The sequence below is a fragment of the Nonomuraea sp. NPDC059194 genome (assembly GCF_042754765.1).
GTDB lineage: Bacteria > Actinomycetota > Actinomycetes > Streptosporangiales > Streptosporangiaceae > Nonomuraea.
This window is the reverse complement of the sequence record NZ_JBHZBH010000035.1, coordinates 25,910-50,888: the sequence shown is the minus strand read 5'-3', so window position 1 is coordinate 50,888 and position 24,979 is coordinate 25,910. Positions and strand designations below refer to the sequence as shown.

At 71.0% G+C, this 24,979-nt stretch carries 20 protein-coding genes and 1 tRNA gene; 11 read left to right on the top strand and 10 right to left on the bottom strand.

Annotated elements, in window-relative coordinates:
• Positions 1 to 70: 70 nt before the first annotated feature.
• The 5 genes from ACFXJ8_RS33145 to ACFXJ8_RS33125 form a co-directional block, all read right to left on the bottom strand.
• On the bottom strand, positions 71 to 910 hold the full coding sequence (locus ACFXJ8_RS33145; protein WP_379647931.1) for a metal-dependent hydrolase: 840 nt from the start codon (positions 908 to 910) through the stop codon (positions 71 to 73).
• Positions 907 to 2,106 carry a CynX/NimT family MFS transporter gene (locus ACFXJ8_RS33140; protein WP_379647930.1) on the bottom strand — a complete coding sequence of 400 codons (1,200 nt, stop codon included), beginning with the start codon at positions 2,104 to 2,106 and terminating at the stop codon, positions 907 to 909. Before ACFXJ8_RS33140 ends, ACFXJ8_RS33145 begins: the two co-directional genes overlap by 4 nt.
• A 508-nt stretch (positions 2,107 to 2,614) precedes the next feature.
• Positions 2,615 to 3,241 (bottom strand): SRPBCC family protein, encoded by a 627-nt coding sequence (locus ACFXJ8_RS33135; RefSeq protein WP_379647929.1) that lies wholly within the window; start codon positions 3,239 to 3,241, stop codon positions 2,615 to 2,617.
• A 31-nt stretch (positions 3,242 to 3,272) separates the two neighbouring features.
• On the bottom strand, positions 3,273 to 3,656 hold the full coding sequence (locus ACFXJ8_RS33130) for a hypothetical protein (RefSeq protein ID WP_379647928.1): 384 nt from the start codon (positions 3,654 to 3,656) through the stop codon (positions 3,273 to 3,275).
• Positions 3,653 to 4,015 carry a hypothetical protein gene (locus tag ACFXJ8_RS33125; protein WP_379647927.1) on the bottom strand — a complete coding sequence of 121 codons (363 nt, stop codon included), beginning with the start codon at positions 4,013 to 4,015 and terminating at the stop codon, positions 3,653 to 3,655. Before ACFXJ8_RS33125 ends, ACFXJ8_RS33130 begins: the two co-directional genes overlap by 4 nt.
• Before the next feature lie 106 nt (positions 4,016 to 4,121).
• Here ACFXJ8_RS33125 and ACFXJ8_RS33120 point away from each other — a divergent pair, with 106 nt between their 5' ends.
• The 6 genes from ACFXJ8_RS33120 to ACFXJ8_RS33095 all read left to right on the top strand — a co-directional run bounded on the left by ACFXJ8_RS33120 (position 4,122) and on the right by ACFXJ8_RS33095 (position 9,499).
• On the top strand, positions 4,122 to 4,616 hold the full coding sequence (locus tag ACFXJ8_RS33120; RefSeq protein WP_379647926.1) for a DUF523 domain-containing protein: 495 nt from the start codon (positions 4,122 to 4,124) through the stop codon (positions 4,614 to 4,616).
• Positions 4,617 to 4,765: 149 nt separating this feature from the next.
• A complete protein-coding gene (locus tag ACFXJ8_RS33115) occupies positions 4,766 to 5,758 on the top strand; it encodes a serine hydrolase domain-containing protein (RefSeq protein ID WP_379647925.1) in 993 nt (330 codons plus the stop codon).
• Between the two features lie 140 nt (positions 5,759 to 5,898).
• Positions 5,899 to 7,134 (top strand): phosphoribosyltransferase family protein, encoded by a 1,236-nt coding sequence (locus ACFXJ8_RS33110; RefSeq protein WP_379647924.1) that lies wholly within the window; start codon positions 5,899 to 5,901, stop codon positions 7,132 to 7,134.
• A gap of 88 nt (positions 7,135 to 7,222) precedes the next feature.
• Positions 7,223 to 8,596 carry a Dyp-type peroxidase gene (locus tag ACFXJ8_RS33105; RefSeq protein ID WP_379647923.1) on the top strand — a complete coding sequence of 458 codons (1,374 nt, stop codon included), beginning with the start codon at positions 7,223 to 7,225 and terminating at the stop codon, positions 8,594 to 8,596.
• Positions 8,597 to 8,673: 77 nt separating this feature from the next.
• On the top strand, positions 8,674 to 9,069 hold the full coding sequence (locus tag ACFXJ8_RS33100; RefSeq protein WP_379647922.1) for a hypothetical protein: 396 nt from the start codon (positions 8,674 to 8,676) through the stop codon (positions 9,067 to 9,069).
• 151 nt (positions 9,070 to 9,220) lie between these two features.
• Positions 9,221 to 9,499: a hypothetical protein gene (locus ACFXJ8_RS33095; RefSeq protein WP_379647921.1), complete on the top strand. Its 279-nt coding sequence runs from the start codon at positions 9,221 to 9,223 to the stop codon at positions 9,497 to 9,499.
• Here ACFXJ8_RS33095 and ACFXJ8_RS33090 read toward each other — a convergent pair.
• Complete coding sequence (locus ACFXJ8_RS33090; RefSeq protein WP_379647920.1) at positions 9,494 to 9,949, bottom strand: MarR family winged helix-turn-helix transcriptional regulator; 456 nt, start codon at positions 9,947 to 9,949, stop codon at positions 9,494 to 9,496. The genes ACFXJ8_RS33095 and ACFXJ8_RS33090 overlap by 6 nt on opposite strands.
• Before the next feature lie 64 nt (positions 9,950 to 10,013).
• Here ACFXJ8_RS33090 and ACFXJ8_RS33085 point away from each other — a divergent pair, with 64 nt between their 5' ends.
• The 3 genes from ACFXJ8_RS33085 to ACFXJ8_RS33075 all read left to right on the top strand — a co-directional run bounded on the left by ACFXJ8_RS33085 (position 10,014) and on the right by ACFXJ8_RS33075 (position 20,627).
• On the top strand, positions 10,014 to 10,388 hold the full coding sequence (locus tag ACFXJ8_RS33085) for a cupin domain-containing protein (protein ID WP_379647919.1): 375 nt from the start codon (positions 10,014 to 10,016) through the stop codon (positions 10,386 to 10,388).
• Positions 10,389 to 10,647: 259 nt separating this feature from the next.
• Entirely contained in the window at positions 10,648 to 15,381 is a 4,734-nt protein-coding gene (locus tag ACFXJ8_RS33080) for an amino acid adenylation domain-containing protein (protein ID WP_379647918.1), read from the top strand.
• The gene (locus ACFXJ8_RS33075) at positions 15,378 to 20,627 is read left to right on the top strand and encodes an amino acid adenylation domain-containing protein (protein WP_379647917.1); all 5,250 of its coding nucleotides are present in this window, start codon (positions 15,378 to 15,380) and stop codon (positions 20,625 to 20,627) included. The genes ACFXJ8_RS33080 and ACFXJ8_RS33075 overlap by 4 nt, the downstream gene beginning before the upstream one ends.
• A gap of 48 nt (positions 20,628 to 20,675) precedes the next feature.
• On the opposite strand, the gene ACFXJ8_RS33070 is transcribed toward ACFXJ8_RS33075, so the two are convergent.
• From ACFXJ8_RS33070 to nadD, 4 genes are all read right to left on the bottom strand, one after another.
• Positions 20,676 to 20,751, bottom strand: a tRNA-Ala gene (locus ACFXJ8_RS33070).
• 127 nt (positions 20,752 to 20,878) lie between these two features.
• On the bottom strand, positions 20,879 to 21,508 hold the full coding sequence (locus ACFXJ8_RS33065) for a histidine phosphatase family protein (RefSeq protein ID WP_379647916.1): 630 nt from the start codon (positions 21,506 to 21,508) through the stop codon (positions 20,879 to 20,881).
• On the bottom strand, positions 21,505 to 21,900 hold the full coding sequence (gene rsfS / locus ACFXJ8_RS33060; RefSeq protein WP_379647915.1) for a ribosome silencing factor: 396 nt from the start codon (positions 21,898 to 21,900) through the stop codon (positions 21,505 to 21,507). The genes ACFXJ8_RS33065 and rsfS overlap by 4 nt, the downstream gene beginning before the upstream one ends.
• A gap of 113 nt (positions 21,901 to 22,013) precedes the next feature.
• Positions 22,014 to 22,628: a nicotinate-nucleotide adenylyltransferase gene (gene nadD, locus ACFXJ8_RS33055; RefSeq protein ID WP_379647914.1), complete on the bottom strand. Its 615-nt coding sequence runs from the start codon at positions 22,626 to 22,628 to the stop codon at positions 22,014 to 22,016.
• Between the two features lie 86 nt (positions 22,629 to 22,714).
• On the opposite strand from nadD, the gene ACFXJ8_RS33050 reads away from it, so the two are divergent.
• Positions 22,715 to 23,740 carry a M48 family metallopeptidase gene (locus ACFXJ8_RS33050; protein WP_379647913.1) on the top strand — a complete coding sequence of 342 codons (1,026 nt, stop codon included), beginning with the start codon at positions 22,715 to 22,717 and terminating at the stop codon, positions 23,738 to 23,740.
• A 460-nt stretch (positions 23,741 to 24,200) separates the two neighbouring features.
• Positions 24,201 to 24,884 carry a hypothetical protein gene (locus ACFXJ8_RS33045; protein WP_379647912.1) on the top strand — a complete coding sequence of 228 codons (684 nt, stop codon included), beginning with the start codon at positions 24,201 to 24,203 and terminating at the stop codon, positions 24,882 to 24,884.
• Positions 24,885 to 24,979 lie beyond the last annotated feature (95 nt).

Genomic DNA, 24,979 nt, shown 5'->3' with positions numbered 1-24,979 from the left:
CGCTGTCACGCCAGACGGTCGGCCCGCCCACGGGCCTCCGGTAGCCGCCGTTGTCCCCTCGGGTGTTACGTCAGGCCCAGCGGGGATCGACCGTCGTGTGCATCGCGAGCGCGCTCCCGTCCTCCGACAGCGTGAGCGCCACGGTCACCGACCCGAGCTGCGACGTCCGTTCCAGGTGCGTGCCGCCGCATGGGATGAAGACCTCCCCTTCGGGCAGCGCGCAGTGCCAGGTGCGCCGGGCGGTGAGCCCCGGGCCGGGAACGTCGATCCAGACCGGCGCGTCGGCGCCCACCCACGTCTTGAGCGTGTCGTTGGCCTGTCCGGCGACCTCGTCGAGGTCGAGCCCCTCGGCGGAGAAGCCCTTCTTGCGCAGCGACTTGCCGAGCCGGTAGTCGTCCAGGCTGCCGTTCGGCGTGATCCTGGAGGAGGTGATCGCGCTCTGGTCGAAGTCGGGGTGACCGAGGGCGTCGAGCCTGGTCTCCTTGCGCCAGTGTCCGGCCAGCGCGGCGTTGAGGGCGAGCGCGGCCAGATGGCAGGCGGTGTGCCCGGCCGACAGCGACCGGCGGTATCCGGCGTCGACCACGAGCTCGACCTCGGTCCCGACCTCGATCGGCTCCTCGGCCACGTGCACGACCAGCCACTCCCAGTCGTCGGTGCCCCGCCGTACGGGGATGTCCTCGCCGAGGAAGACCTCGCCGTCGGCGGACATAGCGCCCGTCACACAGTCGACGACAGAAAGCCCGCCGATCGTGCCCAGATCGGCGGGCTGGTCAGGCCAGGTGTGGTCGAGCGGGTGGAAGGGCGTCACCGCGGTGACGAGGCCGTGCCGTACCCCCACCGGCACGGACCCGACGATCTCCGAGCGCCCGCTGACCTGGCCTTCTGGAAAAGTGACAACAGTGGATCTCACACCGCTATCTTGTCAGTCCTGTCCTGCTCGGCCTGCGCGGGGCGGCGGGCGCCCTCGTCCTCCAGGAAGCGGTTGCCTCCGGCGTACCAGCCCGTCACCAGCTGCACGCCGACGACGACGAGCATCATCAGGTACGGCATCTGCCAGCCGCCGGTCGCCTGATACAGCACACCGACCAGCAGCGGACCGGCGCCGGCGATCAGGTAGCCGACGCTCTGCCCGAAGGCCGACAGCGCGGCGGTGGCGGCGGCGGTCCTGGTGCGCAGCGCGAGCATGGTCAGCGCCAGCGGGAAGGAGCCCATGCCGATCCCGACGAACAGCACCCACACCCACGCGGTCGACGACGGCGCGAACCACAGGCCGAGGAAGCCGACCACGTAGAAGCCCACGAGACCTGCGACGACGGGGCGCTGGTCGCGGAAGCGGGTGGCCAGCGAAGGCAGCACCAGCGAGACGGGGATGCTCAGGGCGGTGAAGACGCCGAGGATCATCCCGGCCTGGCTGGTGGTGTAGCCGCCGTCGGTGAGGATCTTGGCGAGCCAGCCGAACATGATGTAGGCGATCATCGACTGGGTGCCGAAGTACACGGCCACCGCCCACGCCAGCTTGCTGCGCACGAGGCGGGCCGGGCTCGCCTCCGTCCCGCTGCTGTCCCGCTCCGGCTCACTGCGCAACAGCGCAAGCCACGGAATGGCGGCGACAACCGCGAGGGCCGCCCAGACGCCGAGCGCGATGTGCCAGTTGCCATCGGTGGCGCGCTCGATCGGGACGGTGGCGGAGGCTGCGAGCATGGTGCCCACCGCGAGAGCGGTGGTGTAGACGGTGGTCATGACGCCCGCGCGGGCGGGGAAGTGGCGCTTGATCAGGGTCGGGATCAGCACGTTGCCGACCGCGCCGCCGGACAGCGCGACCGCGCTGCTCACCAGGAACACTGGCGCGGAGTCGACCGACGCCCTGACCACGAGGCCGACGCCGAGGGTGATCAGCGCCAGCAGCAGGAGGCGGTGTTCGCCGATCTTCCGGGACAGCGAAGGGGTGATCGCGCCGACCGTCGCGAAGGCGAGCACGGGTAGGGTGGTGAGCAGGCCCGTACCGACGCTCGACATGCCCAGACCTGCGGCGAGCTGGTCGAGCAGGGGGCCGACGCTGGTGACGGCGGTGCGGAGGTTGAGCGCCGCGAGGACGATTCCCAGCACGAGGAGCCAGGCCAATGAGCCGGTTCGGTGGCCTCTGGACTCTTGGGTGAGCACGCTCATGCCGGACCAATTCCTCCAGTCGTTGAATCATGGGATGACTTGATGAGTCATCAGCCTAACAGGAATGAAACAGCTGTTTATTCCTGACGCATGAGAGAAACCCCACCACGGGGCGGCTTCGCACTCACCCACCCCACTACGGGCACGCCCCCGGACCGCCTGCCTTCGATCGATCCCCCGGAATCCCACCCGACAGCCCGCCCACACGTGGGCCCAGCCCACCGACCGGACCGTCTGTCCCGGTTGATCCCCCGGAGTCAAGCCACACAGACAGAGCCCCCATCCCGGGGGTGGGATGGGGGCTGGGTGCCCGCTCTTCTCGCCCGCGTGTCCACGGGTTCGCGTGACGACGCCACGGGGGCCTTGTGCGCGACGTCTCACACGCTCCGACCGACAACGCGATGCCGGCGAAGAGCGATGTCATACGGTCACGCCGTACGACGAGCGGTCAGAGGATCGGACCGGGGGCGGGCGGCGGCTCTTCACCGGGACGACGCCCAGCGGGCGGGACCGGGCCGGGGCCGGGCGGGGGAAGCGGCACCTGCGGCGGATAGTCGTTGCCGATCGTGCCGGGGGGCATCGGCTCGCCGTACCCTGTGCCGGAACCGGAGCCGCGCTGATGCTTGCCCGGCACGTCGCCGCGCCATCCGCTGGTCTCGCCGCCGCGTGACTCGATGTAGTCCTTGAACCGGTCGAGGTCGCCGCGCACCCGGACGCGTACGAGCTGCAGCCAGTCGCCGACGGTCTCGACGAAGCCCTCAGGGTCGTACTCCATCTGGAGCGTGACCCTGGTGGTCGTGTCGTCGAGCCGGTGGAAGGTCACCACACCGGCCTGGTGCGGCGTGTCGACCGAGCGCCACGCTATCCGCTCGTCCGGGTGCTGTTCGGTGATGTCGGCCTCGAACTCCCTGGTGACCCCCGCGATGTCGACCAGCCACTGGGTTCGGGTGTCGGTCAGCTGTTTGACCGACTCCACTCCCTCCATGAACTCGGGGAAGCTCTCGAACTGCGTCCACTGGTTGTAGGCGACGGATACGGGGACCCTGACGTCAACTGAATGCTCGATGGTGCTCATGGAATCATGAGCTGCCCATCCGGACGGGACGTTAACGCCTGCGCAGCAACCAGTACAGGCCGACGACCGGGAGCACCAGGGGAATGAACAGGTAGCCCCTGCCGTACCCGGACCAGACCGTGTCATGCGGGAAGGCGGACGGCGCGAGCAGGCTCGCCGTACCGATGACCAGGACGCCGGCCAGCTCGATGCCGAGCGCCCACAGGGCCAGGCGGCGCGCGCCGCGGGCAAGGGCCACGGTCAGCAGAATGTAGACGGCGGCGGCGAAGGCCGACAGCGAGTACGCCAGCGGGGCCTCGCCGAACTTGGTGAAAATCTGCACAGCCGCCCGCGACCCCGCGGCCAGCGCGAACAGCCCGTAGAGGGCGAGCAGCGCCCGTCCGGGACCGGTTCCGATGCCGACGCGATCGTTCACGCGACGCCCTGCCAGATCTGCAGGAGCCGTCCCGTCATCACCGCGATCGCGAACCCGGTGACGACCAGGATCGCCGATCCCCACCTGCTGCGTTCGGCCAGCGCGAGGAACACACCCGCGGGCGGGATGAGCGCGGTGCCCGCGAGGTAGCCGAAGAGAGTCGCCTTGTCCTGCGGCCCCTGGCCGCCCACGACGGCGGCGATCGCCACTCCCGCCTGCACCAGGACAGCCACTTCCAGTACGGCGAAGCCGACCAGCAGCACCATGCCCATCGCGCGGTTGCGGATCGCGACGATCAGGCTCACCAGGGCCAGCAGCAGGGCGGCGACGATCACACAGGTCGCCAGGGTGGTGTTCATCGCGGGACAGGCTACCGCGCGCCCAGGTCGGTCTCGATACCGTCCAGCCCACGCACGACACCATGAGCCATGCATGACGCCGCGAGCCCGCGCATACGATTGACGGGTGGAGCGAATTCTGGTCAGCGCCTGCCTGATGGGCCGCCGTGTGCGTTACGACGGGGGCGCCAAGACCAGCACCGACGCCCTGCTCGCCGAGTGGCGGGAGCAGGGCAGGCTGGTGCCCTTCTGCCCCGAGGTCGAGGGCGGGCTGCCGACGCCGCGTCCGGCCGCCGAGATCGAGGGCGGTGCGGGCGGCGCCGCGGTCCTGGCGGGAGCGGCCCGCGTGCTGGCCACCGACGGCCAGAACGTCACGGGCGCCTTCCTCGCCGGAGCGCAGGCCGCGCTCGCGGTCGCGGGCTCGTTCGACATCAAGATGGCGATCCTCAAGGAGGGCAGCCCGTCCTGTGGCGCGCTGGCCATCTATGACGGCACCTTCCGCGGCCACAGGCTTCCGGGTCAGGGGGTCACCACGAGCCTGCTGGAACTGCACGGCATCAAGGTCTTCACCGAGGACCACATCGCCGAGGCGGGCGACTATCTGCGCGCCCTCGAGGCGTAGCGGGATCCCGCCAGGCTCAGCACGAGCAGCGTTCGGCGGGGTGGACTCGCCTCCTGCGAACGCGATGGCGACGATCCCGAGCAGCACGCCGCCGAGCGCGACGGCACGGGCTTGACCCTCACGCCGTGTCAGACGGTATCCATATGGACATGGAGCTGAAGCGCATCACACCCCGCGAAGCGGGATTCTGGCCCGACCTGGAGGAGCGGCTGGCGAGCAGGTTCGGCGACCTGCATGGGCTGGTGGTGCTGAAGGACGGCGCGCTGCTGTTCGAGCGGTACGGCAAGGGCGAGGACCACTCGTGGGGCGTCTCCCACGGCGTCGTCACCTTCGGCCCCGCCACGCCGCACGACCTCAGATCGGTGACCAAGAGCGTCGTGGGTCTCCTGTACGGCATCGCCCTGGCCGACGGCCTGGTGCCCCCGCCGGAGGAGCCGCTGCTCGCGCACTTCCCCGAGTATCCCGACCTGGCCGCCGACCCGGCCAGGGCGGCGTTGAAGGTCGAGCACGCGCTGACCATGACGTTGGGCGTGGAGTGGCGTGAGGACCTGCCGTACACCACGCCGGAAAACAGCGAGATCGCGATGGAACTGGCGCCCGACAGGCACCGTTTCATCCTGGAGCGGCCGGTGGTCGAGGAGCCGGGACGCACCTGGCACTACTGCGGCGGCGCTGCGGCGATCGCGGCGAGGCTCATCGTCAAGGGTGCGGGCGAGCCGCTGACCGAGTTCGCGCGTAAGCGGCTGTTCGAGCCGCTCGGCGTCGGCTCGTTCGAGTGGTTGGCCGGTGACGACGGGGTGCACTCCGCGGCGTCGGGCCTGAGGCTGACGCCGCGCGACCTGGCCAGGATCGGTCAGGCGGTGCTCGACGGCGGCGCGGGGGTCGTTCCCTCGTGGTGGCTCGACAGGGCGCTGCGTCCTCGGGTGGAGATCGGCGAGGGGGCCGCCTATGGCTATCAGTGGTGGGTGGGCACGGGACAGCCGCCGTTCGCGGCGGGCTATGGCAACGGCGGGCAGCGCCTGGTCGTCTATCCCGATCTCGCGCTCGTCGTGGCCATCACCGCGGGCCGCTACGACGCACCCGACGCGGGAGAGACCCCGCAGGCCGTCGTGGACGAACTGCTCGCCGCCCGGCTCGCGTGAAAGACCGGCGCGAGGCGCGCGCGTGAAGGACCGGCGCGAGGCGCGGGTGAAGGACCGGCTCGCGCGCAGGATCGGCCCCCCAGCACCCACGTCACCAGGGCGTTCGGTGTCAAAGCCGGGCGGCGGGGAAGCTCCACCCTATGTTCATCGATCGCGCGGACGCCGGGCGGCGGCTGGCCGTACAGCTGCGCCACCTGGCGAAGGAGAATCCCGTCGTGCTCGGACTGCCGCGCGGCGGCGTGGCGGTCGCCTTCGAGGTCGCCAAGGCGCTCGACGCGCCGCTGGACGTCGCGATCGTGCGCAAGCTGGGCGTGCCGGGCCGGCCCGAGGTGGGGTTCGGGGCGCTGGGCGAGGACGGCGTGCGCGTCCTGCACGAGTCGGTGATGCGGTCCGCGGGTGTGTCGCCCGAGGAGGCCGAGCGGGTGGCGGCGCGGGAGCTGCCGGTGATGGAGGCGCAGGCCGCGCGCATCAGGGCGGGACGGGCGAGGGTGCCGCTGGCCGGCCGTACGGTCATCGTGGTCGACGACGGCATCGCGACGGGGGCGACGATGCGGGCGGCGTGCGCGGTGGCCAGGGCGCACCGGGCGGCGAAGGTGGTCGTGGCGGCGGCGGTGCGCGCGCCCGGCACGGTGCTGCCCGAGGCCGACGAGGTGGTCTGCCTGAGCGAGCCGCAGGGGCTGCGGTCGATCTCGGAGTGGTACCAGCGTTTCGACCAGGTCGACGACGACGAGGTCATCGCGCTGCTGGAGCATTCGGCCGTGGCCGTACCGCACGAGACGGTGTCGGGCACCGACGCCTTCGAGGGCGAGGTCGAGCTGACCATGCCGCAGGGCGCGGGCGGGATGGTGGTGTTCGCGCACGGCAGCGGCAGCGGCAGGCACAGCCCGCGCAACCAGCGGGTGGCGGCCACGCTGAACCATGCGCGGCTGGGCACGCTGCTGTTCGACCTGACCCGCCCGGGTGAGGACGTCTTCGACATTCCGCTGCTGGCCGAACGGCTGCGCAGGGGCACCATGTGGGTACATGAGCGGGTGCCGGCGGCGCGGATCGGCTTCTTCGGCGCCAGCACGGGCGCGGCGGCGGCGCTGTGGGCGGCCGCCGAGCTGGGTGACGAGATCGCCGCCGTCGTCTCGCGCGGGGGGCGCCCGGATCTGGCGGGCGGCCGCCTGTCGGGGGTGACCGCGCCGACGCTGCTGATCGTGGGTGAGCGCGATCAGCAGGTGCTCGCCTTGAACAGGGCGGCGCAGCAGCAGTTGCACTGCCCGAACAAGCTGGAGATCGTGCCGCGCGCGACCCACCTGTTCGAGGAGCCCGGCACATTGCAGGTGGTGGCCGAGCTGGCCAGCGCGTGGTTCGTGCGACATCTCAACCGCTGAACCCAAAAAATGAACCTTTCCCCGCATTCCTGTGTCAAATGGTCACAGGGGCCCGGTCACACATCGCAGCGGGGAAGGGAATCGGCACATGCCTGTCGACCTCAACAACGAACGACCCCTGGCCTGGGATTCGGCCACGCTCGACGCGGACACCAAGGAGATGCTCGACAATCTCCAGCCGAACATTCTGCGCGCCCACGTCCGCGAGCATCTTTCTCTCCTTTTCCTCAGATTCAACGACATTTCGGATGGCAAGCGCTTTTTGCGGACGATTGCCACCAGCCACATGAAGTCCGCCCGCAAGCACCTCGAAGAGGTCAAGGGTTTCTCCAGGGAGCAGAGGCCCGGCACGCCGTACGTGGGGCTCGGCATCAGCAAGGCCGGCTACCGCGACCTCGGCCACAGCGTCGAGGACCTGCGCAGGTTCGGCGACCGCACCTTCCGCGACGGGATGAAGCGCAGGGTCGCCGAGGTCAACGACCCCGCCGTCACCGAGTGGGAGGCGACCTACCAGCGCGAGATCCACGCCGTCGTCCTCATCGGCGACGCGAGCCCCGAGCCGGTCGCCAGGGTGCGGGAGGAGATCCTGAACCTGCTGCCCGGCACCGCCCGCGTGCTCGGCGAGGAGACCGGCCAGGGCATGCGCAACCCGGCGGGCGACGGCATCGAGCACTTCGGCTACGTCGACGGCCGCAGCCAGCCGCTGTTCGTCGCCGACGAGGTCGCCAAGGAGCCGCGCGAGCACTGGAACCCGGCCTTCCCGCTGGGCAACGTGCTGGTCGCCGACCCGTTCGCGCCCAGCCAGAACCGGCACTTCGGCAGCTACTTCGTCTTCCGCAAGCTGGAGCAGAACGTCAGGGCGTTCAAGGAGATCGAGCGGGACCTCGCCGACGCCCTCGGGCTGACCGGCGCCGACCGCGACCGCGCGGGCGCGATGCTGGTCGGCCGCTTCAAGGACGGCACGCCGCTCACCTCGAAGGCGAAGGCGGGCGGCGGCCCCGTCGGCAACGACTTCACCTTCGACGCCGACCCCGGCGACAGGTGTCCGTTCAGCGGGCACGTCCGCAAGACCAACCCCCGCTTCGACGGCATCAGAAACGTGCTCATGGCCCGGCGCGGCCAGACGTACGGCGAGCGCGACGACCGGCCGTGGGACGACGCCGCGCCGGACACCAGGCCGAGTGCGGGCGTGGGGCTGCTGTTCATGGCGTTCAACTCGAGCCTGGCCGACCAGTTCGAGTTCACCCAGCGCGACTGGGCGAACAACGCCGACTTCCTCAACCCGGCCACCGGGCACGACCCGGTGATCGGCCAGGGCGTGCGGGACATCAAGGTGACCTTCCCCAAGGCCTGGGGGAAGCCCCAGCTGTCGCCCCCGCAGGCCCAGGTCACGCAGACGGTGACGATGCTCGGCGGGGAGTACTTCTTCATGCCCTCCCTGGCCTACCTGCGCGCCCTGTGAAAACCAGCCGGGGGTACGGCAGGCCGTGCCCCCGGCCCCTGTGCGAGGCTCGCCCGATGCCGTAGCATCCACGGCCTATGAGCATTGAAACCTCGATCGCGGGACTCCTGTTCATCATCCCGACGGTGATCCTCCTGATCGTGGGCGTCGTGCTGACCGCCCGCGCCAGAGCCGAGCACGGACGAGGCGCGACCTTCGGCCTGGTCGGGTGTGTCGTGCTGCTGGTGGGCGCGATCCTGCAGGCCGGGTGGCAGATCATGATGCCCTCGATCATCGAGTCGAGCGGCCTCGCGGTCTTCAGCGTGGTGTACGTCATCTCCGGTTTCGTGTTCGTGGTGGTCAACACGCTCGGCATGGGGTTGCTGATCGGGGGCGTCATCGCCCGCCGTACCCCGCCGCAGGCCCAGCACTACCCCCAGCCGCCGCAGGGCTGGCAGCAGCCGCCCCCTCCCGGTCAGTGGCCCGCCAGATAGTCCCGCCAGCCAATCCACACGCGTGGATCGCGCGATTTATGACACCTGGTTATATTCGGCGTAGAGATCGGCGAGCTTCGCGGGGGTGCGCATGACGTCAGAGGGAGACCCCGACCGCACGGTGCGGATCCGCCGGCCGCAGCCTGGCCAGGTGAGCCAGCCACTGCCGGTGCAGCCCCCACCACCCGCACCGCCGACCGGAGCGCGGCCTGACCCGGCCGAGGGTCCGGGGACGGTGCGCCTGCCGTACACGCCGGACGAGCTCCCGCCCGTCGTCTACGCCCCTCCGCCCAAGCCGCGCTGGCACCGGGTGGTGATCGGGGTCATCCTGTTCCTCGTCCTGGTGGCCGCCCTGGTGTTCGGGGCGATCAGGCTGACCGAGGCCAAGGCGAGCACTGCGCCAACCGCCCAGGAGGCCACGGCGTCATAGCCGGCGCAGCGTGCGGGCCAGGCCGTCGGGTGAGTCGCTGCGCGCCACGATCGCGGTGAGCACCTCGCGCAGCGCCGCCACGCGCGCCTCACCCAGCTCGGCGGCCATCCGCCGTTCGAAGTCGGCGTGGAACTCGTGACCGGCCGCCATCAGGGCCCGCGCGGCGTCGGTGAGGTGCAGCACCTTGACCCGCCCGTCGGCGGGATCGGCGACCCGCTCGACGTATCCGGCGGCCACCATCTCCTCGACCGTCTTGGCGGCGCCCTGCGGAGTGATCTCCAGCTTGGCCGCGAGCCTGCTGGTCGTGGTGGGCTCCACGGCCAGCACCTTGAACGCGTAGCCGAACGTCGGCCGGAGCTCCGTGAAGCCGCGTTCGGCCAGGTAGGCGTGCAGTTCGGTGACGAACTGGTGGTAGGCGAGCCCTAGCAGGACACCGAAGTCCATTGACATCCCTTTCAAGATAGACAACCATGGTTGAACACCTTGGTTGTAGATCTCTGGAAAGGATACACCCATGCCCGTCATCAGCGGAGCGACCGCTCCCGTCTTCACCATCGGCACCACCCGGTTCACCGGCCTGGCCGCGCCGAGCAGGGGCTCGTCGGAGACCTGTGTCTGGCGCACCACCGTCGCACCCGGCGCCGAACCCAACGAGCACTCCCTCGACCGCGAGGAGGTCCTGGTCGTCGTCGCCGGCAGCGGCGTCGCGCGCCTGGCGGGGACCGAGCACCCCGTCACCGCAGGCGACGCGATCGTGGTGCCCGCGCAGACCATGTTCGGCCTGGGCAACCCGCACGACGAGCCACTGGAGCTGATCGCCGCGCTGCCGGTCGGCGCGCGGGCCCGCCTGTCCGACGGCACGACCATCGTCCCGCCCGCGGCGGTGTGACACATGGTCGACAGGGAGGAGATCTTCGTCGTGCTGTCCGGCGGGAGCCATTCGTCCCGCCATGGGCGCAGTGACCCGAACTCACCCCACTGACCACAGGAAGTAATGTTTTTACAGCATCTTGTCAGAGTAAACTTTCTTATATTCTGACAAGATCATCGTTACGGTAACGAATCGTGTCGAAATACCACGAACTCTCCCCGAACAGTGCGAGCGTGTCCCGCGAAAAATCCGACACTCATGCTGGAGAGATCCCTTGGTGGTCGAACGAGTTCACGAGGCATTCGCCGCACAGGTGCGACGCACTCCCGAGCGCACCGCTGTGGTGGCGGGCACCACCCGCCTGACCTACGCCGAACTGGACGAACGAGCCGGACTGATCGCCGCCGAATTACGCCGCCGGGGAACGGGACGCGGCGACTCGGTGGGCGTGTGCCTCGACAGGGACGAAGGGCTGATCGCCGCCGTGCTCGGCGTGTGGAAGGCGGGCGCGGTCTACGTGCCGCTCGATCCCGCCTACCCCGCCGACCGGCTGGAGTTCATCGCCTCCGACGCCCGGATGGCACACCTGATCACCTCGACGCCCGTCGCCCACCGCCAGGACGCGGTCCTGCGCGCCTCGGGCGCCACCCCGCTCCTGCTCGACACCCTCACGCCCGCCGAGGACGTCCCCTTACCCACCGAGACCGGCGACGGCTCCGACGTCGCCTACGTGATCTACACCTCGGGCTCGACCGGCAGGCCCAAGGGCGTCGTCATCGAACACCGCAACGCGATGGCCCTGCTCAGGTGGGAGATCGACCTCTACGCCGAAGAACTGCACGGCATGCTCTTCGCCACCTCCGTCTGCTTCGACCCGAGCATCAGCCAGATGTTCGTGCCGCTGATCGCCGGCGGCACCGTGATCGTCGCCGACACCATCCTCTCGCTGCCGTCGCTGCCGGCCCGCGACGAGGTCACCATCGTGTACGGCGCGCCGTCCGCGCTCACCGCCCTGCTCGCCGAGCCGCTCCCGCCGAACGTCCAGATGGTGATCGCCGGCGGCGAGCCGTTCACCAGGGCGCTGGCCGACCGCGTCTACGCCAACGCCGGCGTGCGGCGCGTCGTCAACGTGTACGGCCCGACGGAGTGCACGGTCACCTGCACCTCCCGCGAGGTCCCCCGCGACAGCGAGGACGAGCCGTCCATCGGCTCGGCCTACGCGGGCTCGATCCTGTCGGTCCGCGACGACGAGGGCGCGCCGCTCGGCGACGGCGAGGCCGGCGAGCTGTGGGTGGCCGGTCCCCTGGTCGGCCGCGGCTACCTGAACCGCCCCGAGCTGACCGCCGAACGCTTCGTCGTCGACGCCGAGGGCGTGCGCCACTACCGGACCGGCGACCTGGTCCGCCGCGAGGGCGAGGAGTACGTCTACCTGGGCCGCAACGACGACCAGGTCAAGGTGGCGGGGTTCAGGGTCGAGCTCGGCGAGGTCCAGGCGGCGCTGGTGCGCCACCGGTCGGTCAACAACGCCATCGTCCTCACCCAGACCGACCGCAACGACGTCCGCCGCCTCGTCGCCTATGCCGAGCGCGCCCCTCATGCCTCGGCGGAGACCGAGGCCGGGCTCAGGGCGTGGTTGCGGGAGCGCCTGCCCGACTACATGGTCCCCTCCCGCATCACGATCATGGACCGCCTCCCGCTCGGCCCCACCGGCAAGATCGACCGCGCCGCCCTGCCCGCCGTCGACCTGGTCACCGCCACCGGCGATTACGTCGCCCCCGCCACCGACACCGAGCGCCACCTGGCCGACCTCGTCGGCGCCGTCCTCGGCGTCGAGCGGGTGGGCCGCCATGACCACTTCACCGACCTCGGCGGCCACTCGCTGGCCGCCGCCCGCGTCTGCGCGATGATCGAGCGCGACCTCGGCGCCAGGGTGGCGCTGACCGCCTTCCTCGGCCGCCCGACGATCGCCGAGCTCGCCCCTCTCGTCGAGTCCGCCGAGCCGGCCGCCCCCTCGGCCGCCCTGGTCCGCCACCACGGCGCGACCAGGTACCCGCTGACCGCCGCCCAGCACGGCATGTGGCTGCTGCGCGAGGTCAGCCACACCCGCAACGCCACCACGCTCGCCTTCCGCCTGCGCCTGAGCGGCCTCACCGACGCCGCCCCCGTCAGGCGGGCCCTCGACGGGCTGGTCCGCGACCACGAGGTGCTGCGCAGCGTGATCGTCATGGGCGAGGACGGCGAGCCCGTCGCCGAGGTACGCCCGCCTGTGCCCGTCCCGTTCGAGGAGGACGGCGAGCCCGACCTCACCCACGGCTTCGACCTGGCCACCGAGGTCCCGCTGCTGCGCGCCTGCCTCCAGTGGCAGGACGAGAGCACGGCCGAGCTCGTCGTCGTCACCGACCACATCGCCTACGACGGCTGGTCGAACGTCACGCTCATGACTGCCCTGACCGGCGTCGCGCAGGAGCCGCCGGTGCAGGTGGGCGATGTCGCCCTCATGGAGAAGGAGGTCGATCCCGCGCCGCTGCGCGCGTTCTGGGCCGAGGAGCTGGCGGGCGCAGCCCCGCCGTACGAGCTGGCCGGTCGCGGCGGTGACGGGCCCAGCAGGTTCCGCGGCGCGCGGCTGACCAGGCCCGTGCCCGCGCCGACCGTGGCGGCCGTGCTCGACCTGGCCGCGGCCACCGGCACCACGCCGTTCGCGGTGTACTTCACCGCGCTCGGCCTGCTCGTCGCCGCCCAGACCGACCGTCCCGACGTGCTGCTCGGCGCGGCCGTGGCCGACCGCGCCCACCCCGACCTGGAGTCGCTGGTCGGCCCGCTCGTGGACGTGCTTCCCGTGCGCGTCAGGCTCGACCCCGACCTCCCCGTACGGCAGGCCGTGGCGCGCACCGCCGCCGCGACCGCCCGCTCGCTCGACCACCTGGGCCTGTCCCCGCAGGAGCGCCTGGCCGTCTCCGGCATCGAACGCCCTCGCGGCACCATGCTCACCCCCGTCGTCCTGTCGCTCCAGCCGCCGAACGTGCCCGTGACCGCCACCGGCGGCGGTCTGACCGTCGAACTGCTCGGCGAGCTGAGCGGCGGCGGGGCGCAGGCGCCGTACACCGTGTTCGTCAACACGACGGTGGACGGCGTGGAGATCCAGCTGGAGTACGACCTCGACCTGTTCGACCGGGCGGACGCCGAGGCGTTCGCCGACCGGCTGCTGCGCCTGCTCGAGGCCGCCCTGGCCGGGCCCGACCTGCCGCTGTCGGCGTTCGAGCTGGTCACCGCGCAGGAGCGGGCCTCGCTCCAGGAGTGGGGCATGGGCGCGCCGCTGCCCAACGGCGGCCCGCCGACGGTGGCGCACGCCGTACTCGATCAGGCGGCGGGCAAGCCCGACGCGCCCGCGGTGGTCGACGACGAGGGCACGCTCACTTTCGGCGAGCTGGCGGAGATGTCCGGCCGGATCGCCGCCGCCCTGGGCGCGGACGCGGCGGGCACGGCCGTGGGCGTGTGCCTGCCGCGCGACCGCTTCCTGCCCGCCGCGCTGCTCGGCGTGGCCCGCGCGGGCGCGGCCTACGTACCGCTCGAACCCGACCAGCCGGTCGAGCGGCTGCGCTACCAGCTGGCCGACGCCGTTGTCACGACCATCGTCTCGGCGGGAGACGCGCTGGCGGTGGCCCGCGAGACGGCGGGTGAGGCAACCGTTCTCGACCTCGCGGACCTGCCGGAAAGCGCGGACCACGCGGGCCTGCCGAGCCCCGGCGACCTGGCCTACGTCCTGTACACCTCCGGCTCGACCGGCAGGCCCAAGGGTGTGGAGGTCACCCACGCCAACCTGGCCGCGTTCGTCGCGGCCATGCGCCTGACCCCCGGCGTCCGGCCCGACGACGTGATGCTCGGCCTGACGCCGTTCTCCTTCGACGTGTTCGGCTTCGACCTGTGGGTCAGCCTGGCCTGCGGCCTGCGGATGGAGCTGCTGGGCAGGGACGAGGCCGTGGACGGTCACGCGATCGCCCGCAGGATCGACGAGCGCGGCGTCACGCTGTTCACCGCCACGCCGACCACGCTGCGCATGCTGGTCGCGGCGGGCTGGAAGGGCGGGCCGCAGGTGCGCGCGATCAGCATCGGCGAAGTCCTCGACCCGGCGCTGGCCGGAGACCTGCTGGCCAGGTGCGGCGAGATCTGGAACTCCTACGGCCCGACCGAGACCACCGTCTACTCGACGATGACGCTGCTGAGCGAGCCGGTCGGCGACAGCGTGTCCATCGGCGGCCCGCTGCCGGGCGAGTACGTCCAGGTCCTCGACCAGGCGGGCCGCCTGGTGCCGCCGGGCGTGCAGGGCGAGCTGTGGATCGGCGGCGCGGGCGTGGCCCGCGGCTACCGCGGCCAGAGCTCCCCCGCCTTCGCCGAGGGCCGCTACCGCACCGGTGACCTGGTCCGATGGAGACCGGACGGCACGCTCGACTTCCTCGGCCGCCGCGACCAGCAGGTGAAGCTCCGCGGCCACCGGATCGAGCTGGGCGAGATCGAGACCGCGCTGCGCGAGATCGTGGCCGACGCGGCCGTGGCGGTCCACGACGACCGGCTCGTCGGCTACCTCGTCGGCGACACCCTCCCCGAGGACGACCTGAGGCGGTCGCTGCGGGAGCGCCTGCCCGACTACATGGTGCCCCGCCAATGGATCCGGCTGGCCGCCCTGCCCACCACCTCCTCCGGCAAGCTCGACAGGGGCGCGCTGCCCAAACCGGATCACGACACCGCCAGGGAGCCGGTCCCGCCCGCCACGCAGGCCGAGCTGCTGGTCGCCGACGTCTGGCAGGCCGTGCTGAACCTCGACACCGTCAGCGCCGACGATGACTTCTTCGCCATCGGCGGTCACTCGCTGGCCGCGACGCTGGTCACCGGCAGGCTCATGGAGGCTCTGGCGTTGCGGGTCCCGGTCCGGTTGCTGTTCGAGCACCCCACGCTCAACGGCTTCGCCGCGGCCGTCGAGGCGCTGCTGCTGGCCGATATGGAGGAGGGCCGGTGACCGAGCTTCAAGACCGCCTCGCCCAGCGGCTGGCCGCCGCCCGCCGTACGGTGGCCAGGGCCGAACCCGGCATCCCCGCCAGGACCGGCGAGGGGCCCGCGCCGCTGTCGCCCGCCCAGGCCCGGCTGTGGTTCCTGTCCCAGCTGGACGAGCACACCGCCTACAACGTCCCCACCGCCGTACGGCTGCGCGGCCCGCTCGACACGACGGCCCTGCTCGACGCGGTCAGGGACCTGGTCGAGCGGCACGAGGTGCTGCGCACCCTGGTCGGCGACGACGGAGCCACCGTCGTGCCAGCCGACCGGGTCCCCATCGGGATCGCCGAAGGGGACGGCGAGCTGGAGGCGGAGGCCTACCGGCCGTTCCGGCTGGAGGCCGAGCCGCCGACCAGGGCCACGCTGTTCCGCACCGGAGTGGACGAGCACGTCCTGCTGCTGACCGTCCACCACGTCGCCTTCGACGCCTGGTCGCGCGACCTGGCGATCAATGAGCTGGCCGCCCTCTACACGGCACGGCTCGGCCTGGGCGAGCCGCCCGAGCCGCCCACGGTCAGGTACGCCGACTACGCGCAGTGGCTGGCCGAGCGGCCCGAACCCGACGCGACCCGGCCCGACGCGACCTGGTGGGCAGACCGCCTCGCGGGCCTCGAACCCGTCCTCGACCTGCCCACGGACCGGCCGCGCCCGTCGGTGGCCGACTGGGCGGCGGGCGAGATCCCGCTGCGTGTCGACGCGGCGGCGATCAGGAGCGCCGCCGCCGCGACCGGGTGCACGCCGTTCATGGTGCTGCTGGCCGCGTGGCAGGAGCTGCTCGGCCGCGTCTCGGCCACCGACGACGTGCCCGTCGGCGTGCTGGAGGCGGGCAGGCTGCACCCCGACACCGAGCGCATGCTGGGCTGCTTCGTCAACACGCTGGTCATGCGGATCGACAGGTCGGGTGACCCGACCACCCGCGAACTGCTCGCCCGCGCCCGCGACGTGGCGCTGGAGGCGTTCGCGCACCGGGAGACGCCGTTCGAGCGAGTGGTCGAGCTGGTCAACCCGGACCGGAACCTGGCCACGACGCCGATCTTCCAGGCCGTGCTCAACGTGCTCGACTCCCCCGCCGCGACGCCGCGCTTCCCTGGCCTGGACGCCGAGGTGTTCGAGCCGACGCCGCGCACCGCCAAGTACGACCTCAACCTGGCGCTGAGCAACGCCGGCGACTCCTACGTGGGCTCGCTGACCTTCCGCCGCGACCTGTTCGACGACGACACCGCCCGCAGGATGGCGGGGTGGTACGTCACCCTCCTGGACGGCATGCTGGCCGACCTCGACGCGCCCGCCGCCGCCGTGCCGCTCGAACCGGTCACCGGCCCGCTGATCAGCGGGCCGACGCGCGACTACGACCTGTCGCGTCCGCTGCACGCGCTGTTCGAGGACTGGGCGGCCAGGACGCCCGACGCGATCGCCGTGGGCGAGCTGACCTACGCCGAGGTCGACCGGCAGGCCAACAGGATCGCCCACCGGCTGATCTCCGAGGGCGTCGGGCGCGACGACGTGGTGGGCCTGCTCCTCGAACGGCGGGCCCCGCTCATGCCCGCCATCCTCGGCGTGCTGAAGGCCGGGGCGGCCTACCTGCCGCTCGAACCCGCCTACCCCGACGACCGGCTGACCTACATGGTCTCCAGCGGCGACGCCCGGCTGGTGCTCGCCGAACGGGACCTGGCACCCAGGGTCGAGGGCGCGCTGGTGCTGGAGGACGTCCTCGCGCAGGACCTGCCCGGCACCGCGCCCGGCGGGGCCGTCTCCCCCGACGACCTGGCCTACGTACTGTTCACCTCGGGCTCCACCGGACGGCCCAAGGGCGCGGGCGTCGAGCACCGGGCGATCGTCCACTACCTGCGCGCCGTGGCCGAGCGGCTGACCGGCGAGTACGCCTCCTACGGCGTGGTCTCCACGTTCGCCTCCGACCTGGTCCTGACGTGCCTGCTCGGCGGGCTCGTCGCCGGGGCCACCGTGCACCTCGTCGACCAGGACACCGCCACCGACCCCGAGGCGTACAGCGCCTATCTGGCGGCCCACCCGATCGACGTGGTCAAGATGGTGCCCAGCCATCTGGAGCTCCTGGCCGCGCACGGCGACCTGGCCCGCGTGCTGCCCGACAAGCTCCTCATCCTGGCGGGCGAGGCGACCTCGTGGGAGCTGGCCGAGCGCGTCAGGGCCGCCAAGCCGGGCCTGGAGCTGCAGATCCACTGCGGCCCCACGGAGACGACGGTGTCCGTGCTCGCGTGCGTCGCGCCATCCGAGCCCACCGGCTCGGCCGCGGTCCCCCTGGGCACGCCGCTGGCCGACGTCACCTGTTACGTGATGGACCCGGCGGGACGGCCGCTGCCCGCGGGCGTGCCGGGCGACCTGTGGATAGGCGGCCCCAGCCTGGCCCGCGGCTACCTGGACCGCCCCGACCTGACGGCCGACCGGTTCGTCCAGCACGCGGGCGAGCGCGTCTACCGCACCGGCGACAGGGTCAGGCTCAACGCCGACGGACTGGTCGAGTTCCTCGGCCGCGTCGACGACCAGGTCAAGATCCGCGGCTTCCGGGTCGAGCTGGGCGAGGTCAAGGCCGCGCTCCAGGACCAGCCGGGCGTCGCCGAGGCCGCCGTGCTTCCGATCGGCGAGGCGCACAACCGGCGGCTGGCCGCCTGGGTGGCCCCCGCCACCGTCGACCTGGCCGCGATCAGGGCGGGCCTGCGCGAGCGGCTGCCCGAGTACATGGTGCCGCCCGCCATCGTGGTCCTCGACAGCCTCCCGCTCACCCCGCTCGGCAAGGTCAACAGGGCCGCGCTGCCCATGCCCGAGGTCGCCGCGGCGGGCGAGAAGATCGCCCCCAGCACCCCCACAGAGCTGAGGGTGGCCGCGGCCTGGGCGAAGGTCCTCGACACCGACGACCTCGGCGTCGACGACGACTTCTTCGCCCTCGGCGGCGACTCCTTCAGGGCGGTCCGCGCGGTCAGGGACATCGACCCCGCGCTGCGCGTCATCGACCTGTTCACCAGGCCGACCATCAGGGAGCTGGCCGCCTATCTGTCCGCCGACGCGGGCGAGGCGGGAATCCTGCACCGGCTCGCCGGGCCTGCCACGGCCCGCCGTACCGTGCTGTGCGTGCCCTACGGCGGCGGCTCGGCCGCCGCCTACGGGCCGCTGGCCACCGCGCTGGCCGAGCGGGACGCCGACACCGCCGTCCTGGCGGTCGAGCTGCCCGGACACGACCCGGCCCGGCCTGACGAGCCCATGCTGTCGCTGCCCGAGCTGGTCGACGCCATCCTCGCCGAGCTGCCCGCCAGTGACCAGGTCGTCCTGTACGGCCACTGCGTGGGCTCGGCGCCCGCCACCGAGCTGGCGTTCCGGCTGGAGCAGGCGGGCGTGCCCGTGGCCGGGCTGTTCGTCGGCGGCAGCTTCCCCGACGCCCAGCTGCCCGGCAGGCTGTCGGCCTGGTGGAACCGGCGCTTCCCCTCCTCGCGGTGGAGCTCCAACCGCTCGCAGCGCGACTTCCTGCGCACCCTCGGCCTGGAGGAGGACGCCGGAGACGTCTCCCTCATGATCCGCGCCCTGCGGCACGACGTGGAGGAGGCCACCACCTGGTTCACCGAGGAGCTGACCGCCCCGCGCAGGCTCTCCGCGCCCGTGCTGTGCGTGATCGGCGAGCGCGACCGGGCCACCGACCTCTACCAGGAGCGCTACCGGGAGTGGGGAGCCTTCGCCGACCGGGTCTCGCTCGCGGTGATCCCCAAGGCCGGCCACTACTTCCTCAAGCACCAGGCCGACCAGGTCGCCGCGCTCATCGACGGGAGCCTGGCGGCGTGGTCGTCCGGCGACCTGCCCGAGCCGGTCGGCGACGTCGAGGTCACCGGCGACAGCGCTCGCCGCGACCTGCGCCGCTTCTACACCGTCGCCGCGGGGCAGACCGCCTCGCTGCTCGGCAGCGCGCTCACCTCGTTCGCGCTGGGCGTGTGGGCCTACCAGAGCAGCGGACGCGTGTCGGACTACGCGCTGGTGACGATGCTCGCCGTCCTGCCCTCCCTGCTCGCCTCGCCCCTGGGCGGCGCGGTCGCCGACCGTGTCGACCGCAGGCTGGTCATGCTGGCCTGCGACGCGGTCTCCGCCGTGGCCACCGCCGCGCTGGTCCTGCTGCTGTGGCTGGGCGATCTGGCGATCTGGCACGTCGGGGTCATCGCGGGAACGCTGTCCCTGGTCACCGCCTTCCACCGGCCCGCCTACCTGGCGGCGGTCGCCCAGCTGGTGCCCAAGCCGTACCTGATGCAGGCCAACGCCGTCGCCAACCTCGGCACCGGGCTCGGCATGCTGCTGGCGCCCATGGCGGGCGCCGCGCTGGTGACGATGTTCGGCCTGCACGGGGTGGTGGCGATCGACATCGTCACGTTCCTGATCGGCCTGGGCACGCTGCTGGCCGTCCGGTTCCCCGACCGGCTCTTCCACCGGCTCGAGGAGACCTTCACGCAGGCGATCGTGGGCGGCTGGCGGTTCCTGGTACGGCGCCGCCCACTCATGATCATGATCGGCTTCTTCGTCGTCGAGAACTACCTCGGCATGCTCGCCCTGGCGGTGACCGTACCCACGCTGCTGTCGTTCGGCGACGTGGCCGCCGTCGGCACGGTCACCGCCGCGCAGGGCCTCGGGGCGGTGCTCGGCAGCCTGGTCATGGTGTTCTGGGGCGGCACGGACCGCCGGGCGATCGGCATGGTCGGCTTCGTCAGCGGCTTCGGCCTCGGCGTGCTGCTGATCGGGCTGCGGCCCTCCGTGCTGCTGGCCGCGGTCGGCGGCCTGGTGTCGTGGCTGTTCCTGAGCGTCCTGAACGCGCACTGGCTGTCGCTCATCCAGATGAAGGTGGGCCTGGAGCTGCAGGGACGCGTCCTGGCCACCAACCAGATGCTGGCGGTGTCGATGACGCCGCTGGCGTTCCTGTCGGCGCCCCCGCTGACCGCGTTCTTCTCTCCCCTGCTGGAACCCGGAGGGGCGCTGTCCGGCACCGTCATCGGCACGATCGTCGGCGTCGGGCCCGGCAGGGGCGTCGGGCTGCTGCTGGCGGTGACGGGCGCGCTGCTGGTGGTGTGGGGTGCGCTCGGGCTGTGGTACCGGCCGCTGCGCCGGATGGAGGACGACCTGCCGGACGCCGTGGCGGGCGCCGAGATCGCCGACTCGCTCGACGCCGTCCAGGCCGAGGCCGACCGTTCCCTCCGCGGGACCTGACATGCGAAACGCCCCTTACCTGAGTTCTCCAGGTAAGGGGCGTTTCGGTGGTGGAGCTAAGGAGATTCGAACTCCTGACCCCCTCCATGCCATGGAGGTGCGCTACCAGCTGCGCTATAGCCCCTGGTCACCGCTCCGAGTAGTCCCGTTGCGGCGCTCGCAGAGTTTATAACCATCTCTCTGCATTCGCATAATCGACAGTTCCGGCCGCGTTCACCCACCGTCAGGGGACGCGAGCGCGCCCCCGACGGTCAGGCCGCGGCCTCGGGAGTATCGTCGCTGTTGATCGGCTCGGGCAGCGTGCCGGCGTTGTGCTCCAGCAGGCGCCAGCCCTTGCGCCCCTCCTCCAGCACCGACCACGAGCAGTTGCCGAGCCCGCCGAGCGCCGACCACAGCTCCTGCGGCAGGCCGAGCAGATGGGCGATGCCGAGCCGCAGCGCCGCCCCGTGGGAGGCGACGACCAGCAGCCCTTCGTCGTCGAGCTTGCCCGCCCACCTGCGCAGCGCCGCGCCGACGCGCTCGGCCACCTCGGGCACGGGCTCGCCGTCGGGCGCTTCCCACGCGACGTATTCGGCGGGCCAGCGCTCGGCGATCTCCCCGCGGGTCAGGCCCTCCCACGCGCCGCCGCCGCGCTCGCGGAAGTCCTTGTCGACCGAGACGTCGAGGCCGACCAGCCGGCCCAGCGCGAGAGCGGTGTCGTTGGCCCGGCTCAGGTCGGAGGAGACGATCATGGTGGGCCGCAGCGACGCCAGCAGCGAGGCCGCCCTCGCCGCCTGGGCGACACCCGTCTCGTCGAGCGGGATGTCGGTGTGGCCCTGAAAGCGATGCTCCACGTTCCACAGAGTCTGGCCGTGCCGCAGGCAGACGATCCGCCTGCTCACGTACGGGCCCGCTGGGCGACGCTCTGGGTGACGCTCTCCGGCAGCGTGATGGCGGGGCAGTCCTTCCACAGGCGCTCGAGCGCGTAGAAGGTGCGGTCCTCTTCGTGCTGCACGTGGACGACGATGTCGATGAAGTCGAGGAGCACCCAGCGCCCCTCCCTCTCGCCCTCGCGGCGGACCGGCTTGACATCGCACTCGATGCGCAGCCTGTCCTCGATCTCGTCGACGATGGCCCGCACCTGGCGGTCGTTGGTGGCGGAGCAGAGCAGGAACGCGTCGGTGATGACGAGCTGGTCGCTCACGTCGTAGGCGAGAATGTCGTCGGCCAGCTTGTCGGCGGCGGCCTCGGCCGCGACCCTGACGAGCTGAACGGATTTTTCGGATGCTGTCACGATGCGGGTCTGTCCTCCTGTGTGACGACGTGTATAGCCCACGCTTACCCAGATAGTATGCCCGGCTGCCGCCAGATATAGCTCCGTGCATCTCCCAGCAAAGGTGACGAAGGCTAGCCCCCGTGGTACAGCCGCCGCTTGCCGATGTACTGCACGATGCCGTCCGGCACCAGATACCAGATCGGCTCGCCCTTCGACACCCTGTGCCTGCACTCGGAGGAGGAGATGGCCAGCGCGGGAATCTCCACCAGGCTCACCTTGCCCTCGGGCAGCCCTGGGTCGCGCAACGGGTGCCCCGGCCTGGTGCAGCCCACGAAATGGGCCAGCTCGAACAGCTCGGAGGCGTCCTGCCAGTCCAGTATCGCCGCCAGCGCGTCGGCGCCGGTGATGAAGTACAGGTCGGCCTCGGGACCGTAGATCTGCTTGACGTCGCGCAGGGTGTCGATGGTGAACGTCGGCCCTGGCCGATCCACATCCACCCTGCTCACCGAGAACCGCGGGTTCGACGCGGTCGCGATAACCGTCATCAGATACCTGTCCTCGGGCGCCGACACCTCTCTTTCCGCCTTCTGGTACGGCCGGCCCGTCGGAACGAAGACGACCTCGTCGAGGTCGAAGTGATGGGCCACTTCGCTCGCGGCGACCAGGTGACCGTGGTGGATCGGGTCAAAGGTTCCACCCATCACCCCCACGCGTCGCTTTCCCTGGAAACTGGGCGCGTTCATCATGAAACGGACCTTACGCGGAAGCCCCGTGAGAGCGTTCAGCACCCCCCGTACAGAGAAACGCGCATCACACCCGCAGCCGACGTAGCATGCCGGACATGACGACCACCCCGGATCGCAACCGCGTGCAACTGCCCGGCATCTCGTCCCGTGCCTACGAACACCCCGCAGACAGGTCCGCTCTGGTCGCTCTGCGCAAGCTCAGTGGGTTCGACACGGTTCTCAAGCAGATGTCCGGGCTGATCAGCGAGCGCCGGCTGCGCCTGATGTACCTCGCCTCCGCCGTACGGGTGAGCGAGACACAGTTCCGCGCCCTGTACGACATGGGCCGCGACGCCGCCTACACCCTCGACCTGCACCGGGTTCCTGAGATCTACGTCCAGCAGGACCCGCACGTCCAGGCCAAGGCGATCGGCTTCGACGACCCGTTCATCGTGGTGACGACGGGTCTGCTGAACCTCATGAACGAGGAGGAGCAGCGCTTCGTCATCGGCCACGAAACCGCCCACATCCTGTCGGGCCACGCCGTTTACCGCACGATGCTCGACATCCTCACCCGCCTGGCCACCCGCGTGGCCTGGATCCCGCTCGGCTACATCGGCCTGCGCGCGATCGTGGCGGGCCTGGAAGAGTGGTACCGCAAGTCGGAGCTGTCGGCCGACCGCGGCGGCCTGCTCAGCGGGCAGGACCCCGAGGCGGCCAAGCGGGCGCTGATGAAGCTCGCGGGCGGCGCCTACACCCACGAGATGAACATCGAGGCCTTCCTGGCCCAGTACCAGGAGTACGACACCGCGGGCGACCTGCGCGACGGCTTCCTGAAGGTGCTCAACCTGCTCGGCACCACCCACCCCTTCGCGGTGGTCCGCGTCGCCGAGCTCGACAAGTGGCAGCGCAGCGGCGAGTACGAGCGGATCATCGCCGGCGACTACCCTCGCCGTGAAGACGACTCCAACGCCCGCGTCACCGACGAGGTCAAGGCGGCCGCCGAGTCCTACCGCCGCTCATGGTCGGAGTCCCAGGACCCGTTCATCGGCGTCCTGCGCGACGTCGCCGAGGGCGCGGTCAACGCGGGCGAGCGCATCTTCAACCGCTTCTCCCGCCGTGATGGCAACTGACCAACCCGCCAAAAAGGTCTGGAAGGGATACCTTCCAGACCTTTTTCATGTAGGCCCTTAAATACGCACAGGACCACAGCCGCGAGATGTGCCTTTTATCCGGCAAATGGGAATTTCGACAGGGGACGTCCGCCACCTCGCGAAGGCCCCCGCGGCACGCCACGCATGTGCATTTATCAAATAGATGACCTGAGGTTGACACTTTTTCACCGGCTCTTTCCCGGTACGGGTAATTCGACTCCGGCGTGGCGTTGTGGAGGGGCTCACGGCAGCTGTAAGCATTGTACCGGTCCCATCGGCTCGCTCCGTGGGCCATATTCGGCCTGCGGGCCAGTCGCGACCATGGGTCGCATTCCGAAAGGAACGGTACATGTTCACGCCCATTCCTCGAACAAAGTCAACCACCAGTCCAGTCCGGCCGAAGGCGCGTTACTCGATGAAGAGAACGACGATGTTCGCCATGGCCGGTTCCCTTTCGATGGCACTGGTCACCACCCTGGCCCCGGTGGCCAACGCCGCCATCAGGGCCGGCGACGACGACGGCAACCGCCACAGGTTCAAGTGCAAGCCGACCCTCTTCTTCAAGATTCATCGACTCTCGCCGATGAACTTCAAGGTCCCCCGCACCCGCTTCACCGACGGCCCCGGCGGCTCGATGACGGTGTCGGTCACGCGAGAGCACGAAGTGCTCGCCTTCGTCGAGACCGAGAGCGAAAGGACGAGAGAGCTCACCACGGGGGACCTGGTCCGCAGCCTGCGGAGGCTGGGACTTCCCCACCTCGAAGAGCGGCACATGGTCTTCACCGGGCACGAGTACACCCGGGAGATCAGCAAGGGCATGTACGGCAACATGTGGTACCGCGTCTTCGGTTACCGCATCGGCTGGTCGTCCTGGGAGGTGCTCGGCACCTGCCGCCACCGCCTCGTCCACACGGGTATCGCCAACGTGCCCGCCAGGGTCGAAGGCTGGCACTACTGGGAGACCAAGTTCCCAGAATTCCGGGGTCACCGGCTGTTCTCCAGGTTCGGCCCCAAGCACGGACCAGGGGGTAAGAACAGCCACGCGGGGAACGGCGGCAACGGCCGCAACGGCGACCTGGTGCGCAAGGCCGTCAGGGCTGGGGCAGAAGAGGACGACAACTAGCCGACGTGCCCGTCAGGGGTGGAAAGCCGTCGCCGGCCGTACCCCAGGTAATAAGGCGAAACACCACGTCGGCTGGATGAGCGAACAGGCACGCC